This window comes from Microbispora siamensis, from assembly GCF_016863095.1.
Lineage (GTDB): Bacteria > Actinomycetota > Actinomycetes > Streptosporangiales > Streptosporangiaceae > Microbispora > Microbispora siamensis.
The window spans coordinates 17,731-32,275 of sequence record NZ_BOOF01000060.1; the positions used below are offsets into that span (position 1 = coordinate 17,731).

General features: G+C 70.2%; 13 protein-coding genes. 6 read left to right on the plus strand and 7 right to left on the minus strand.

What is annotated here, in order from left to right; translation table 11 throughout:
- Positions 1 to 31: 31 nt before the first annotated feature.
- The 6 genes from Msi02_RS37845 to Msi02_RS37870 form a co-directional block, all read right to left on the minus strand.
- On the minus strand, positions 32 to 2,104 hold the full coding sequence (locus tag Msi02_RS37845; protein ID WP_204052586.1) for an alpha-galactosidase: 2,073 nt from the start codon (positions 2,102 to 2,104) through the stop codon (positions 32 to 34).
- A gap of 91 nt (positions 2,105 to 2,195) precedes the next feature.
- The gene (locus tag Msi02_RS37850) at positions 2,196 to 3,242 is read right to left on the minus strand and encodes a LacI family DNA-binding transcriptional regulator (RefSeq protein ID WP_204052587.1); all 1,047 of its coding nucleotides are present in this window, start codon (positions 3,240 to 3,242) and stop codon (positions 2,196 to 2,198) included.
- Between the two features lie 10 nt (positions 3,243 to 3,252).
- Entirely contained in the window at positions 3,253 to 4,596 is a 1,344-nt protein-coding gene (locus Msi02_RS37855; RefSeq protein ID WP_204052588.1) for an ABC transporter substrate-binding protein, read from the minus strand.
- A 31-nt stretch (positions 4,597 to 4,627) separates the two neighbouring features.
- Positions 4,628 to 5,437, minus strand: a complete 810-nt coding sequence (locus tag Msi02_RS37860) for a carbohydrate ABC transporter permease (protein WP_204052589.1) — start codon at positions 5,435 to 5,437, stop codon at positions 4,628 to 4,630.
- Between the two features lie 23 nt (positions 5,438 to 5,460).
- Positions 5,461 to 6,402 (minus strand): carbohydrate ABC transporter permease, encoded by a 942-nt coding sequence (locus Msi02_RS37865; RefSeq protein ID WP_204052590.1) that lies wholly within the window; start codon positions 6,400 to 6,402, stop codon positions 5,461 to 5,463.
- A gap of 358 nt (positions 6,403 to 6,760) precedes the next feature.
- Complete coding sequence (locus Msi02_RS37870; protein WP_204052591.1) at positions 6,761 to 7,078, minus strand: hypothetical protein; 318 nt, start codon at positions 7,076 to 7,078, stop codon at positions 6,761 to 6,763.
- A 70-nt stretch (positions 7,079 to 7,148) separates the two neighbouring features.
- On the opposite strand from Msi02_RS37870, the gene Msi02_RS37875 reads away from it, so the two are divergent.
- From Msi02_RS37875 to Msi02_RS43680, 5 genes are all read left to right on the plus strand, one after another.
- On the plus strand, positions 7,149 to 8,069 hold the full coding sequence (locus Msi02_RS37875) for a LysR family transcriptional regulator (RefSeq protein ID WP_204052592.1): 921 nt from the start codon (positions 7,149 to 7,151) through the stop codon (positions 8,067 to 8,069).
- Positions 8,070 to 8,317: 248 nt separating this feature from the next.
- Positions 8,318 to 9,133, plus strand: a complete 816-nt coding sequence (locus tag Msi02_RS37880; protein ID WP_204052593.1) for an NAD(P)H-binding protein — start codon at positions 8,318 to 8,320, stop codon at positions 9,131 to 9,133.
- A gap of 109 nt (positions 9,134 to 9,242) precedes the next feature.
- The gene (locus Msi02_RS37885; protein WP_204052594.1) at positions 9,243 to 10,103 is read left to right on the plus strand and encodes a haloalkane dehalogenase; all 861 of its coding nucleotides are present in this window, start codon (positions 9,243 to 9,245) and stop codon (positions 10,101 to 10,103) included.
- A 211-nt stretch (positions 10,104 to 10,314) separates the two neighbouring features.
- On the plus strand, positions 10,315 to 11,067 hold the full coding sequence (locus tag Msi02_RS44850; protein WP_239109128.1) for a GH12 family glycosyl hydrolase domain-containing protein: 753 nt from the start codon (positions 10,315 to 10,317) through the stop codon (positions 11,065 to 11,067).
- A 100-nt stretch (positions 11,068 to 11,167) separates the two neighbouring features.
- Positions 11,168 to 11,770 (plus strand): hypothetical protein, encoded by a 603-nt coding sequence (locus tag Msi02_RS43680; RefSeq protein WP_239109130.1) that lies wholly within the window; start codon positions 11,168 to 11,170, stop codon positions 11,768 to 11,770.
- 682 nt (positions 11,771 to 12,452) lie between these two features.
- Here the strand turns inward: Msi02_RS43680 and Msi02_RS37905 are convergent.
- Positions 12,453 to 13,022, minus strand: a complete 570-nt coding sequence (locus tag Msi02_RS37905) for a TetR/AcrR family transcriptional regulator (RefSeq protein ID WP_204052596.1) — start codon at positions 13,020 to 13,022, stop codon at positions 12,453 to 12,455.
- Positions 13,023 to 13,101: 79 nt separating this feature from the next.
- Between Msi02_RS37905 and Msi02_RS37910 the strand changes: the two genes are divergently transcribed.
- Positions 13,102 to 14,535 carry an MFS transporter gene (locus Msi02_RS37910; protein WP_204052597.1) on the plus strand — a complete coding sequence of 478 codons (1,434 nt, stop codon included), beginning with the start codon at positions 13,102 to 13,104 and terminating at the stop codon, positions 14,533 to 14,535.
- The last annotated feature ends 10 nt before the right edge of the window (positions 14,536 to 14,545 follow it).

Genomic DNA, 14,545 nt, shown 5'->3' on the forward strand with positions numbered 1-14,545 from the left:
GCGGGCCTCCTCTCGGCCTGTTCCCGCGCGCCTATTCCCGGACCAGGTGGACCAGGGCGCTGGCGTAGTCGCCGGGCGCCAGATCGGGGAACAGGCCGTGGGTGAGCAGGACGGCCCCGTGGTGGACCTCACCCGTGGCCGTGTCGCGGTAGCGCGCGTCCGGGTCGAGGGCGCGCAGCGGAATGCCGGGATCGGCGTGCCCGAACCGGCGGGCGCGGCGGTAGACGAGTACAGCGGCCTCCCTACCGTCGGAGGCGAGGTACTGCACGGCCGACAGCTCGCCGTCCGGCGGCCGCAGGCGGTACTGCCGGCCGTGCTGGACCAGCGGCCGGATCCGCTTGTAGTCGGCGACCAGCTCGGCCGCCCGGTCCAGGTCGGCCCGGCTCCACTCGGTCAGGGCCCCGCCGATGGCGAGCACCCCGGCCATGGCCACGTGGAAGCGGAAGTCGAGCGGGATCTCCCGGCCGGTGTAGGGGTTGGGGCTGTCGGTGACCCACGCGCCCATCACCCGGGCCGGGTAGAGCTGGGAGAATCCGTGCTGGATGTCCAGCCGGTCGAGGGCGTCGGTGTTGTCGGAGGTCCACACCTGGTCGGTACGCCGCAGGATTCCGAGGTCCACCCGGCCGCCGCCGCTGCTGCACGACTCGATCCGCACGTGGGGGTGGGCGGCGCGGAGGCGGTCGAGCACGTCGTACAGGGTGTGGACGTGGCCCAGCCACAGCCGATCGTCCGGGCCGGCCTCGGTGAAGGGCCGGTTCATGTCCCACTTCAGGAAGTCGATGGCGTTCTTGGACAGCAACTCGTCCAGCGTCCGGTAGAGCCAGTCCCCGACCTCGGGCCGGGACAGGTCGAGCACGAGCTGGTTGCGGTGCTCGGTGCGCGTCCGGTGCGGCCGGTGGATCACCCAGTCCGGGTGGGCGCGGTAGAGGTCGCTGTCGGGGTTGACCATCTCCGGCTCCACCCACAGCCCGAACCGCATGCCCAGCTCGTGCACCCGGTCGATCAGCGGGCCGAGCCCGTCGGGGAACCGGTGCGGGCTGGGATACCAGTCGCCCAGCCCGGCGGCGTCGTGCGTGCGGGCGCCGAACCAGCCGTCGTCCACCACGAACAGCTCCACGCCCATCCGGGCGGCCGACTCCGCCAGCCGGATCTGCCCGTCGAGGGAGACGTCGAAGCCGGTGGCCTCCCAGGAGTTGTAGAGCACGGGCCGGATCTCGCCGGGGTGCGGCAGCACGTGCCGTAGCTGGTGGTCGTGCCAGGCGCGGCTGGCGGCGCCGAAGCCGCCTTCGGTGTACAGGCCCGCGCACACCGGCGTGACCAGCTCCTCGCCGGTGCCCAGCTCCCAGGTCACGGGGTCGTGCCCGGCCCCGGCCGACAGCGTCACGCGCTCCGTGGGCAGCCGCTGCGCGGTGAGCCGCCAGCTCCCGCTCCAGGCCAGCGCGCAGGAGTAGACCGCGCCGTGCTCCTCGCCCGCCGTGCCGTCGTCGACCATCGCCCAGGGGTTGGCCTGGTGGCTGGTCACACCCCTGCGGCTGGTCAGTACGGTCTCGCCGTACGGCAGCTCGGCGCGGTGCAGCCGGGTCTCGGCGCCCCACTGGCCGCGTACGGAGCTGAGCCGGTAGCCGTCCAGGCGGGGGAGGACCCAGGTGGCGGAGTCCGCCCGTACGACGGTGACGGGCTCGCCCTCGTTGCACAGGACCAGGTGGCGCTCGATCACGTCGCCGTACAGGCGGTAGTGGCACTCCACGGCCAGCGGGTAGTGACGGTCGGCGTACGCCAGCACCAGCTCCCGATCGGTGCGGCGTTGCCCGGTGAAGACGAGCTCCAGGTCGCGGGTGCCGTCGGCGAAGCGCACCTGCAGGCCGGCCTGCCCGTAGCACAGGCCCCCGGTCGCGACCAGGTCGAAGGAGCCCTCCAGCGGGTCCTCGACCGGCCGGAAGCCGGGCCTCGGCAGCCGGAGCAGCAGCGAGGCCGCCTGCTCGGGGGTGAGCCGGGGTCCCCAGTGCAGGACGCGCGGCCGGTCGGCCTCGTCGAGGTGCAGTACGTAGGAGGAGGACGGCCCGGACAGCACCCACAGGCGGTGTTCGGAGTCGTGGTGGATCATCTCAGCCTTTCGACGGCGAAGGAGAAGGCGGCATGGCATGCCGGACCCCTCCGCCGCATGGCGCGGCGGAGGGCCGTGGAGACGCGGGAGGTCAGGCGGGAGCGGGGCCGCTGCTCTCCCGCACGATGAGTTCGGGCTCGCTCCAGGCCGGGACGGCGGGGGCGTTCTGCGGGTCCAGCCTGCGGTGCAGCAGGCCGAAGCAGGCCCGGCCGAGGCCCTCGAAGTCGAGCCGCACGGTGGTGAGCGAGGGGTTGAGGTAGGCGGAGGGCGGGGAGTCGTCGAAGCCGACCACGCTGAGGTCGCCGGGGATGTCCCGCCCGGCCTCGCGGGCGGCCCGCATGACACCCAGCGCCAGGTCGTCGTTGCCGCACAGGACCGCGGTGACCGAGCGGTCCGCGAGCAGGGAGCGTACGGCGAGGTAGCCGGATCGAGGGCTCCAGCCGCCGGGCAGCGGCTCGGGCACCGGGCGGCCGGCGGCACGCAGCGCGTCCTGCCAGCCCTGGGTGCGCTGCGGCAGCGCGCTGGTGGAGGAGGGGATGGCCACGTAGTGGACGGTGCGATGCCCCAGGCCCAGCAGGTAGCGGGTCGCGTGCGCGGCCGCCGCCCGGTCGTCCAGCCAGACCTGCCAGGGGTCGTCCGGCCCGTCGTCGGGCCGTCGCTCGACGGCGGCCGCGACCGGGACGTCCGCGGGCAGCGCCCGCAGCGCGCGCACCCCCGCGTCGTCGAAGGCGATCACCATGACCGCCTCCCCGGGCCGGTTCAGCCGCAGGGCGATGTCCGCCTGGCCGGAGGTCCGCTCCAGCACGCTGATGCCCACGGAGAACCCGGCCGTCCTGGCCGCCTCCTCCATGCCGCGCAGCGTGGCTGCGGCGCCGTACAGGGCGGTGTCGGAGGTGAGGACGGTGACCGAGCGGACGGGCCCTCCGGCCAGCGCCTGGGCCAGCCGGTTGGGCCGGTAGCCGAGCTCGGCGATGACCTGGAGGACCCTGGCCCGGGTCGCCTCGCTCACCCGGGCCTTGCCGTTGATGACGCGGCTGACGGTCTGCTGGGAGACACCGGCCACCCGGGCGACGTCCCAGATGCTCGCCGACCGTGCGCGGGGAGCGTCCTGGGCAGGCATGTGACCGGTAACTTCCATGAGTCTGACCTTACTTGATGGCGGCGTTGGCCTCGGTGGTGATCTTCTGGGCGGCGTCCTGCGGCGACAGCTGACCCAGCCAGACCTGGTTGAAGATGTCGAGCGCCTTCACGTTGTAGACGTCGGCCGCCTCGGTCAGCGGGTAGCCCATCGTGGTGCCCTCGGCGGCCTTCTTGAAGCCGGTGACGTCGACGCCCTTGGCCTTCCACGCGTCGGCGAAGACGTCGTTGAGCGAGGTGATCCCCGGCCAGACGGCGCCCGCCTGGGCGACGGCCTTCTGATGGCGTTCGGAGATCAGCCACTTGAGCAGCTCCCATGCTTCCTTCGGATGCTTGGTGCCGGCGTAGACGGCCTCGGTCAGGCCGTTGTAGACGCTGCCCTTGCCGACCGGGCCCGCGGGGAGGTCGGCGACGCCGAAGCCCCCGTTCGGCAGCGCGGTGTCGAAGGCGCGCAGCATCCAGCTTCCGTCCATCGCCGTGGCCGCCTCCCCGCGCCCGACGACCTGGTCGAGCGACGGGCCGTTGGGCGGGTTGGTGACCGTGGCGGGCACCGCGACGTGATACTTCAGCCGCAGGTCCTGGACGAACTGGATTGCCTGCACGCAGGCCGGCTGGTCGATGGTCCACCGGCCCCACGGCTTGTCCTGGAGCTTGCAGCCGTTCTGCAGGGCGAAGTTCCACCAGTCCTGCTGGCCGGTGGGCGCCTGCATGGCCAGGCCGTACTGCTTGATTTTCTTGGGGTCGAAGCCCGGCTCGCCGGCGCGCTTGCCGTTCTCGTCGACCGTCAGCTTCTGCAGGGTTTTGACGAAGGTTCCGCCGTCGGCGGGGTTCCAGGTGAGGCCGTCGAGGTCGGCGGGGGTGAGCCCGGCGTCCTTCAGGGCCTTGGTGCTGTAGAAGAGCCCAATGGTGTCCCAGTCCTTGGGCAGGCCGTAGACCTTGCCGTCCACCTTCCAGCCCTCGGCGAGCTTGGGGTCGTAGATCGAGGTGTCCACCTTGTCCTGGGCGATGAGCGGCGCCAGGTCGGTGAGCACTCCCTCCTTGCTGAACTTCGGGAAGTAGGAGACGTGGTCCCAGAAGACGTCGGGGGCCGAGCGGCCGGCGAGCTGGGTCTGCAGCTTGCTCCAGTAGTCGTTCCAGTTGTTCAGCTCGATCTGCACCTTGATGCCGGGGTGGGCCTTCTCGAACTCCCGGATCGACTGCTCGATCGGCGGCTTCTGCACCTCGTCCCACATGGCGTACCGGAGGGTGACGGCGCCGCCGGTCGAGTCCGAGTCGTCGGCTCCTCCGCCGCCGCACGCGGCGAGGGACAGCAGGGCCGCCGCCGCGACAGCAGATAAGGCGATTTTTCTGGACATAGGTGTATGCCCTTCTCTCTACGGGGGGTGGTTACTTCAGCCCGGTGAGGGCGATCGAACGGACGATGTGCCGCTGGAACAGCAGGAAGATCACGATGAGCGGCAGCAGCGCGAGGGCGGCGGCCGCCAGGATCAGGTGGTACTGGGAGGAGTACTGGCCCTTCAGGGCCGAGATGCCGAGCGTGACCACCCGGGTCGCGTCGCCGTTGGTGACGATCAGCGGCCACAGCAGCGTGTTCCAGGTCGTGATGAACGTGATGGTCGCGAGGGTGGCCAGGATCGGGCGGCTCAGCGGGAGCAGCACCCGGACGAGCACGGTCAGCGTGCCCGCGCCGTCGATGCGCGCGGCCGACTCCAGGTCCTTCGGGATCGTGCGGAAGTACTGCCGCACCAGGAAGATCCCGTACGGCGTGCCGAACGCGGTGGGCAGGATCAGCCCGAGATAGGTGTCGATCAGCCCGAACTCCCGCATGATCAGGAAGAGCGGGACCAGGGTGACGATCTGCGGCACCATCATCGTCGCGAGGTAGCCCCAGAACAGCACGTCGCGGCCGGGGAACGACATCCTGCCGAAGGCGTAGGCGGCCATCGTGCTGAAGACGACCTGCCCGGCGGTGACGACCCCGGCGTAGACCAGCGAGTGCAGCAGGAAGCCGGCCATGTCGTACTCCGACCAGACCTGGGCGAAGTTGTCGAGCGTGACGGGGAAGGCGGGCTCCCAGGCGCGGGTGGTGAGCACCTGCGCGGGTTCCTTGAACGCCGAGTTCAACGTCATCAGGTATGGCGCGACCGAGACCGCGGCGCCCGCGAAGAGCGCGAGATACAGGCCGATCCTTCTCATCGGGGTCCTTCTCATCGGGGTCGTCAGGAGAAGTCGTAGACGGTGCGCTTGCGGAAGTAGAGGAACTGCGCCGCGGTGACCAGCAGGATCAGGGCGAACAGCACCATCGCCAGCGCCGAGGCGTAGCCGGACCGGAAGAGCTGGAACCCCTGCTGGTAGATGTGGAAGTTCAGCACGTCGGTGGCGCCGCCCGGACCGCCCTGGGTCATCACGAAGACCGTGTCGAAGATCTGGAACGACCCGATCGTGTTCGTCACCAGCACGAAGAACAGCGACGGCCGCAGCAGCGGCAGGGTGATCATGAAGAACCGCTGCACCGGCGTGGTGCCGTCGATCGCCGCGGCCTCGTACAGCGTGTGCGGAATCGCCTGCAGCCCGGCCAGCAGGATCAGCATCGTGTAGCCCGTGTACTGCCAGACGTTCACCGAGGCGATCACCGGCATGGCCCACGCGGGGTCGGTGAGCCAGTTCGGGCCGTCGATCCCCACCATGCCCAGCAGCTGGTTGACCGCGCCGTATCTCGGGTCGAACACCCAGGACCAGATGATGCCGAGTGCCACCGGCATGGCCATCCAGGGCAGCACGAAGACCACCCGGAGCACCTTGCCGCCGCGCATCCGCCGGTTCAGCGCCAGCGCCAGCAGCAGCGCCAGCACCGTCTGCGCCGGGATGTTGAGCACCACGTAGTAGATCGTGTTGAGCACGGCCCGCCAGACCTCGGAGTCGGCGGCGAGCTCGCGGTAGTTGTCCAGTCCGACGAACGAGGGCGCGCCCATCAGGTTCCAGTCGAACAGGCTCAGCGCCGCGACGCCGAAGATGGGCGCCACGAGGAAGAGCAGGAAGCCGGCGAGGCTCGGCGCGAGCAGGGCGTACGCCTCGGCGACGGTGCGGGCCCGCGCCGCGAGGCGGCGCTCCACCCGGCGGTGGCCCCGTACGGGTTGGGCGTAGGTGATGTTATCGGTCACATTCGTTCTCCACATGCCTCCGGGGTATCCGGAGGGCTCAGGTGATGGAGAGAAGAGTTATCGATAACATCCGAGTCGTCAAGTGTTCATGCCGCAGGAATCGGCCCGGGGGCGGCGAGGACGCCACCCCCGGGCCGGGGCAGGGTTCGGTAGACGTAGGGCCATGTCCACCGTCGTCGTCGGTGAGGACGGCCTGGTGGCCGGGGCCATGGATGCTCCCGTGCCCGGCCAGGATCTGCCGCTCCCGAGGTCGTCGCCGTCCCGTTGCGGTCGACGTACGGGCCTGTGACCGCGCCGTTCTGACGGCCGATCCCGCTGCCGGCCCCGGTGACCAGGCCCGCCTTTTGGGAAGTGCCGCTTATGCCAGAGTCTCGTGGTTCGCCCAGGCGACCTTGTAGGGGTGCCGGGACTGCCAGCGGTGGATGACCTCATGCATGCCCGGCGCGGTGAACGCCTTCGCGAGGGCGTCGATATCGGCGACGGTCACCCGCACGATCGCGGTCGCGATCAGGGCCGGAATGTCCTCCTCGCCGGGGACGGGAATGTGGCGCCGGGTCGCGACCGACTGCACGAAACCGGAGCCGAGCATGACTTGTTCGATATCCGCGAGGTACTGGTCGAGCTCGGCGTCGGGCAGCGGCTGGTCGAAGGAGACAATCATCGTGTGGTAGATCATGCAGGCATTCTGGGCTCCGCACGTCGCCTGCGTCCAAGACCGGTTCGCCATTCGGCGATAACCTGTAGGCATGGTCGAACTGGAGACCCGCGAGCTCGAGTACTTCATCGCACTCGCCGACGAGCTGCACTTCGGCCGGGCCGCCGTCCGGCTCTCGATCGCCCAGCCGGCGCTGTCGAAGGCCATCCGACGGATCGAGACCCGGCTCGGTGTCCCGCTCTTCACCCGCTCCAGCCGGCACGTCGAGCTCACCCCGGCCGGGAAGGCGTTGCAGGAACACGGCCGGCACGCGCTCAACGCGGTCAGCGCCGCCATCCGGTACGCCCAGCGTGCCGGCGACACCCAGGACCACCTGCGGCTCGTGCTCAAACCCGGCGGCGACGCCGGCCTGCTCTCCGGGCTCCTGGCCGAATACGCGCACCAGCCCGACGCCCGCCAGGTGGACATCCTGTTCAGCGGCCCGGCCGATCGCGCCGACTTCCTGCGCGACGGCCGGGCCGACGTCGGCCTGCTCTACGCGCCGTTCGACGACCTCGACGGCCTAACCCACGAGACGCTGCACACCGAGGACCGCGTGGTCATCGTCCCGGCCGGACACCGGCTGGCCGGGCATACTTCGGTGCGCATGTCCGATCTGGAGGGTGAGACGCTGCCACGCTGGAAAGGAGTACCCGGAGGCGATGGCACCGGTCCCGAGGTCGCCGACGTGGTCCAGATGCTCCAGATGATCACGGTGGGACGGATGATCGGGGTGCTGCCCCGCTCACTGGTCGAACCGGCCCCGGCCGATCTGGTCTGCGTCCCAGTGGCCGACGCGCCGCCCAGCCGCCTGGTGCTCGCCTGGATCGAGCGAGACCGCCGGCCGCTGGTCGCCTCGTTCGTGGCCGCCGCACTCAGGTGGCGCCGGGACAAGACCCGGTCGGACATCGACGAACCTGACGCGCCGCTCGCTGCGGACAACGAGCGGCTCGTGCCGGAGAACGTTCGGTGACGGGGACGAGCAGTTCCCGGCTGCCGGCCGCATATCGGACAGCCGCCGTTCAATAGTGACTGTGCCTGCGCCGCGACCGAACCCCGCAGTCCGGGCACGCGGCCGCGGCATCGCCGCACGTGAGCGTGGACCGTCGCGTGTCGGAAACCTTCCGACCTTCTGAGCCCGTCAACTGACTAGAGCTGGACAAGTGGTATCGAGGGCCGCTACGGTGTTTTAAGTCAGTCAACTAACTCATAGGAGCGATTATGATCGTGGTGACGGGTGCCACCGGAAACGTCGGAGGCCAGGTGGTCGCGCTGCTCGCCGCCGCAGGCGAGCGGGTGACCGCCGTCTCCCGGCGGACCGCCGAAGTGCCTCAGGGCGTACGGCATGTGCGAGCAGACCTGGACGACCCGGCCGGGTTGAAGGACGCCTTCGACGGTGCGGACGCGCTGTTCCTGCTGGTGGCCGGTCAGGACCCGCAGGCGATCCTCGGCGCCGCCCGGGCCGGCGGGGTCCGGCGGGTCGTCCTGCTGTCCTCGCAGGGGGCGGGGACCAGGCCGGAGTTCTACCGCCACCCTGCCGCGTTCGAGGACGCGGTGCGCCGGTCCGGCCTGGAGTGGACGATCCTGCGTCCCGGCGGCTTCCACTCCAACGCCTACGCCTGGGCGGAGTCCATCCGCGGCGGACGTATGGCCGCCGCCCCGTTCGGCGACATCGGCCTGCCGACCATCGACCCGGCCGACATCGCCGAGGTAGCCGCGACCGTCCTGCGGGAGGACGGGCACGCGGGCCGCGTCTACGAGCTGACCGGTCCCGCGCCGACCACGCCGCGGGAACGGGCGGCGGCGATCGGCGCCGCGCTGGGCACGCCGGTGCGGTTCGCCGAGCAGACCCGGGAGGAGGCCCGGGCGCAGATGCTGCAGTTCATGCCCGAGCAGGTGGTGGAGGGGACGCTCGCCATCCTGGGGGAGCCGACGGACGCCGAGCGGCAGGTCAGCCCGGACGTCGAGCGCGTCCTCGGCCGTGCGCCCCGGTCCTTCGCCGACTGGGCGGGCCGCAACGTCGCCGCCTTCCGATGAGCCCGATCGAGGCGTTCCCGGCCGAGCCGTCCGCGGCTGCCTGACCACCCTCCGCCCCGGCGCGCGCCGTTCCACCGATTCACAAGCTCGAGATCTGAAAGGATTCGTCGTGCCCGTTGCGCACGTTCTCGGCTCCACCATCCACTACCGCGACACCGGCTCCGGCACGCCGATGGTCTTCCTGCACGGCAACCCCACCTCATCCCACCTGTGGCGGCACGTCATCCCCGCGATCGGCGAGGGCCGCCGGCTGGCTCCCGACCTGATCGGCATGGGTGATTCCGGCAAGCCCGACATCGCGTACACCTTCGCGGATCACGCCCGCTATCTGGACGCCTGGTTCGACGCCCTCGGCCTTCACGACGTGGTCCTCGTCGGCCACGACTGGGGCGGCGCGCTGGCCTTCGACTGGGCCGCCCGTCACCCCGGCCGCGTACGCGGAATCGCCTTCACAGAGACCATCGTCAAGCCGATGACCTGGGAGGAGTTCCCCGAAGGCGGCCGGGAACTGTTCGCGGCGATCAAGACCGAGGGCGTCGGGGAGAAGATGATCCTGGACGACGACGCATTCATCGAACAAGGACTGCCGGGCACCGTCGCCGCCCCCATGGACCAGAGCGACCTGGCCGTCTACCGCAAGCCGTACCCGACGCGGAAGAGCCGCCTGCCGCTGCTGCGGTGGGCGCGCTCGATGCCGCTGGGCGGTGAGCCCGCCGACGTGGTGGCCCGCGTGGAGGCGTACGACACGTGGCTGGCCGCCAGCCCAGAGGTGCCGAAGCTCCTGCTGGCCTTCGCGCCCGGACCCGGCACGATGGTGCACCAGGACATGATCGACTGGTGTGCGGCCTCCATGGCCGGCCTCGAGATCCGGCGGTTCGACGAGGTCGCGGGGCACCACACCCCGGAGGACCACCCGGGGTTGATCGCCGCGGCCGTCGCGGGCTGGGCGAAGGCGCACGGGCTCCGGTGACACCCGGGCGTCCTGAGCGTGGAAGTTTCACGCGCGCCTCGGGCCGAGGCGGGCTTGACCAGGGGAGTCGGAGAAGCTTTCCCGCCGGGGTTTCCTCGATGTGCGAGCGGTCCTACCGTGACCCCAATCCCGGCGGCGAGAAGGTTTCGGATCGTCGAAATGCGGCGCCGGTCCCCAGACGATCTGGGCAAACTCCTACAGCAACTGGGGTGTGTGGGCGAACCACCCCAACACCGGCGGCGTGAAGTCCTATCCGAACGTCAGCCGGAACGTGAACCGGCGCCTCAGCACGCTGGGTTCGGTGACCAGCGGCTTCAACGTCACCGTGCCGAGCGGTGGCGCGTACACGACGGCGTACGACATCTGGTGCGACGGTCACACCTACGAGATCATGCTCTGGATGAACAAGTACGGCCCGGTCGGGCCGCTCGGCTCCCGGCAGACGAGCGTGTCGGTCGGCGGCCACAGCTGGGACGTGTACCGCGGCTCCAACGGCTCCAACCAGGTGTTCTCGTTCGTACGGCAGGGCAACGCCACTTCCGGCACCGTGGACGTCAAGGCGGTCCTGAACTGGCTCAGGACGAACAAGTGGTTCGGCGACGTGACGCTGGGCGACGTCCAGTTCGGCTATGAGATCACCTCGTCGAGCGGCGGCATGGGACTTCCGCACCAACGGCTACTCCCTCTCGGTGAGCTGAGGCCGCCCGCCGACGAGGGTTCCTCGCCGAGCACCAACTTCCGGGCCCCGCTCCACGGCCTGCTCGGCGAGGTCGAGCTCGCCGAGTTCGAGGTGAAGCTGAGCAGCACACCGCAAGGCCATCGCGAGGGCGCCACGGCTTCCCGACCTCTGGAGAATCGCGATGGCCCGCTGGTAGTGGAACAGCGCTTCGCGGAACCGCCCGCACTTGTAGTCGATCCAGTCGGCGAGGACGAGAATGCGGCCGAGCGTCCCCTCGTCCCGTGACTCCAGCAGCGGCACGCCGGCCTCCAGGGCCATCTCGGCCTGTGTATCGCCGAAGCGCACAAGTACTGAGACCAGTCGATCGGGGGTAAGGAGTTCCGCCATGCGTGCCCTCATCCGCCGGATCCTGCCGGCCAGCGTCATCGTGGTCATGACAGCCGGCTGTGTGGGTGAGGGCCCGCGGCTCCTTCTCGACGAAGACCCCGAAACGGGCACGACCGCCTCAATCGGTATCGTCCTGCCCGACACCGTGGCCCGTCGGCCCTACTCCCTGGGAGGATGGGTGATGTGCCTTGATCGGCCGGGTTCGGTCACCATCGACAAGGTCGATCTGATCAGGCCGAGTGGCGGCATGGTCCTGCAGGCGTTCTCCTCGCGGCTGCAGAGCCGTACACGTGCCATGCTCGGCAACGCCGAGCAGCCTCTGACCGAGCTGGAATTCCCGGCGCGCAGTCCCGCCGTGACCACGCCCTGCAGCAACATGGACCACGACGGACTCCTCACGGAACTCGGCCTGCAGTACGGGAAGACCGGCGACCGCACAGCACGGGCCGAAGGCGTTCGCGTCACCTACACCTCGGCGGGCCGGCAGCGCACCGTCGATCTCGACCTGGACGTGCAGCTGTGCGCTCCCGACGACATGGACACCAAGCAGTGCAGGGACATGTACAAGGAGCTCCGGAGCGAAAGCAAGGGCGACGAATAGCCGCCCTTCGCCGTCCGGTTCGACCGGGCGTCGCCTGTCCCGCCCGATGAGATGCCCGGAACATCTTCAGTGGAAATGGCGAGAGGACCTCGCGCCGCGGAAGTAACCGTGCTGCGGCAGAAGACCGCCGGGGACTGCGCACCGCGGGTGTGCCGATGAGCGGCGCTTACGCTCAGGGACCGATGTGGTTTCCGATCCGGCGGGCAACGTCGGCATGACGGGCGCGGTCGAGCCGTACGACGTCCACATGGGTGCCTGCCTCCTTCCCACCCTGGCGACAGGGGCAGGACATCGGTGGCCGAGTGCATGGCCTGTGATCCGCTTGTAGCGGCGACTGGCCGGTACAGGAGCTGCGGGTCACGGGGTGTGCAACGCCGGTGCGGCTTCCATAACCGGTACCCGGCGCCGTTCAGGTAGAGCTTGAGGAGGGCGACGTAGTCGCGGCCATCCAGTAGGACGGTGCGGACAGTACCGCCCTTGCCGTGGCTGCGGACGTGCTCGTCGTCGGTGCGCAGGTCGAAGTCCTCGACGTTCAGGACGCAGGCTTCGGCGGCGCGTGTCCCGCACCGGTAGGTCGTCCCGAACAGCACCGGGTCACGCAGTCGGTCCAGGGAGCAGATCGTGTTCAGCACCTTGGTGACGTCGGCGGGGTCGGCGGTGATCCACAGTGCGCCGGACTGGATCAGGCGAGCAACCGGTCGACCAACCCGTCGAGATAGTCAGGGGTGAGCGGGCCCGCGCCGAACAGGACACGCATGTAGATCGGCGCCAGGAGATGGTCCAGCACTTCCAGTGCGTCGGGCGGGTCCTCGCCGCGGTCGCGGGCGCGGTCGAGCATGGCCTGCAACTGCCTGGTGCGGTCGGCCAGGAGCTCGTCGCGCGCCTGAAGGCCCTGCTGGCCCTCGCCTGACAGCGCGATGGTCAGCCGCACCAACGCCAGGCCGTCGGGTCCGGTGACCTCGCGGGCCACGATGGCGGCGTAGGCGCGCAGGTCGCCGGCCAGGCTGCCGGTGTCGGGCATCGGCGCCTGCGCGTTGAGCCGGGTCAGCAGCACATCGCCGAGCAGGGCTTGGAGGTTGCCCCACCGGCGGTAGACGCTGGTGTCGGCCACGCCCGCGCGGGCCGCGATGTCGCCGACGGTGAAGTTTCCGTAGCCGCGCTCGCTGACCAGGTCGGTAACGGCCTGGTGCACTGCCGCGCGGACCCGGGCGCTGCGCCCGCCGGGCCGCCTGCCCCGCTCCTGCTCCTCCATACCCTCACCTTAACGCAGTCGAGACTTGCGTTAGAGTCTCCCTAAACGCAGTCATCAACTGCTTTTAGGAAGGATGTACGTGAAAGCGTTGCTCACCCTGACCTGCGCAGGTCAGTTCATGGTGCTGCTCGACAACACGATCGTCGGCGCCGCCCTGCCCGACATGCAGGAGCGGCTTCACACCGGGCTGACCGGCCTGCAGTGGATCGTCGACGCCTACGTGCTGCTGGTGGCCATGCTGCTGCTGTCGGGCGGCGTCTTCGCCGACCGGTTCGGCCGCAGGCGGGTGTTCCTGGCCGGGGTGGTGGTGTTCACGGCCGCGTCGGTGGTGTGTTCGCTCGCGCCCTCGATCGGCTGGCTGATCCTCGGGCGGGTGCTGCAGGGCGTCGGCGCCGCGGCGCTGAGCCCCGCCTCACTGGCGCTGCTCGCCGCCGCGTATCCCGCCCCGAGGGAGCGCGTCAGAGCGATCGGGTTGTGGGCCGGGTTCAGCGGCATCGGCCTGGCCGCCGGACCGCTGGCGGGCGGGGTTCTAGCGGAGTCCTTCGGCTGGCCCGCCATCTTCCTGGTCAACGTGCCGATCGGGGCGGTCCTGCTGCTGGCCGGGCTGCGCGTGCTGGGGGAGTCCCGCAACCCGAGCGCACCGCCGATCGACGTCCCCGGCACGGTCCTGTCCGTCGCGGGCGTGGGCGCCGTGACCTACGGCCTGATCGAGGGCGGTTCCCGAGGCTGGACCTCGCCGGTGATCCTGGGCAGCTTCGCCGCCGGGCTGGTGTTCCTGGCCACGTTCGTCGTGGTCGAGGGTCGTGCGCCGACGCCGATGCTGCCGCTGCGGCTGTTTCGTCAGCGGCTGTTCACGGCGTCCAACACGGCGATGGTCGTGGTCGGGTTCGCGCTGATGGGGTCGTCGTTCTTCTTCTCCCAGTTCTTCGTCTACGTCCAGGGCACTTCGATCCTGGTCGCCGGGCTGCGGACCCTGCCCACCTCGCTGGCCATGGTGATCGTCAGCCCGTACGCGGGCCGGTTCGCGGCCAGGTACGGCTTCCGCGTCGTCGTCAGCATCGGCCTGGCCCTGGCCGGGCTGGGGCTGCTGGCGCTGGGCTTCGTCCAGGCCGATACCGGCTACGGGAACGTGTGGTGGCGGCTGGCGGTCGTCGGCATCGGGTTCGCTCTCACCCTGTCGCCGCTGACCGGGGCCGCCATCCAGGCGGTCAGCCCGCAGGAGGGCGGCCTCGCCTCGGGGGTCAGCAGCACCACCCGGCAGATCGGCGCGGTGCTCGGCGTGGCGGTGCTCGGGGCCATCGTCCATATGCGGGAGTCCGGCGGCGCCTCCTTCGAATCCGGCCTCAACAGCGCCTTCCTGGCGGCGGGTGCCGTGACGCTGGCCTGCGCCGTATTCACCGGCCTGTGGCTGACCGCCTCCCGGACGCCGAGGGGCGTCGGGGTCGAACAGTCAGGAGGCCAAGCAGTCAGTGAGCCGCCGCTCACAGCTCCTCCCAGTCTGCCCACGTCTTGAGCCGCTCCGG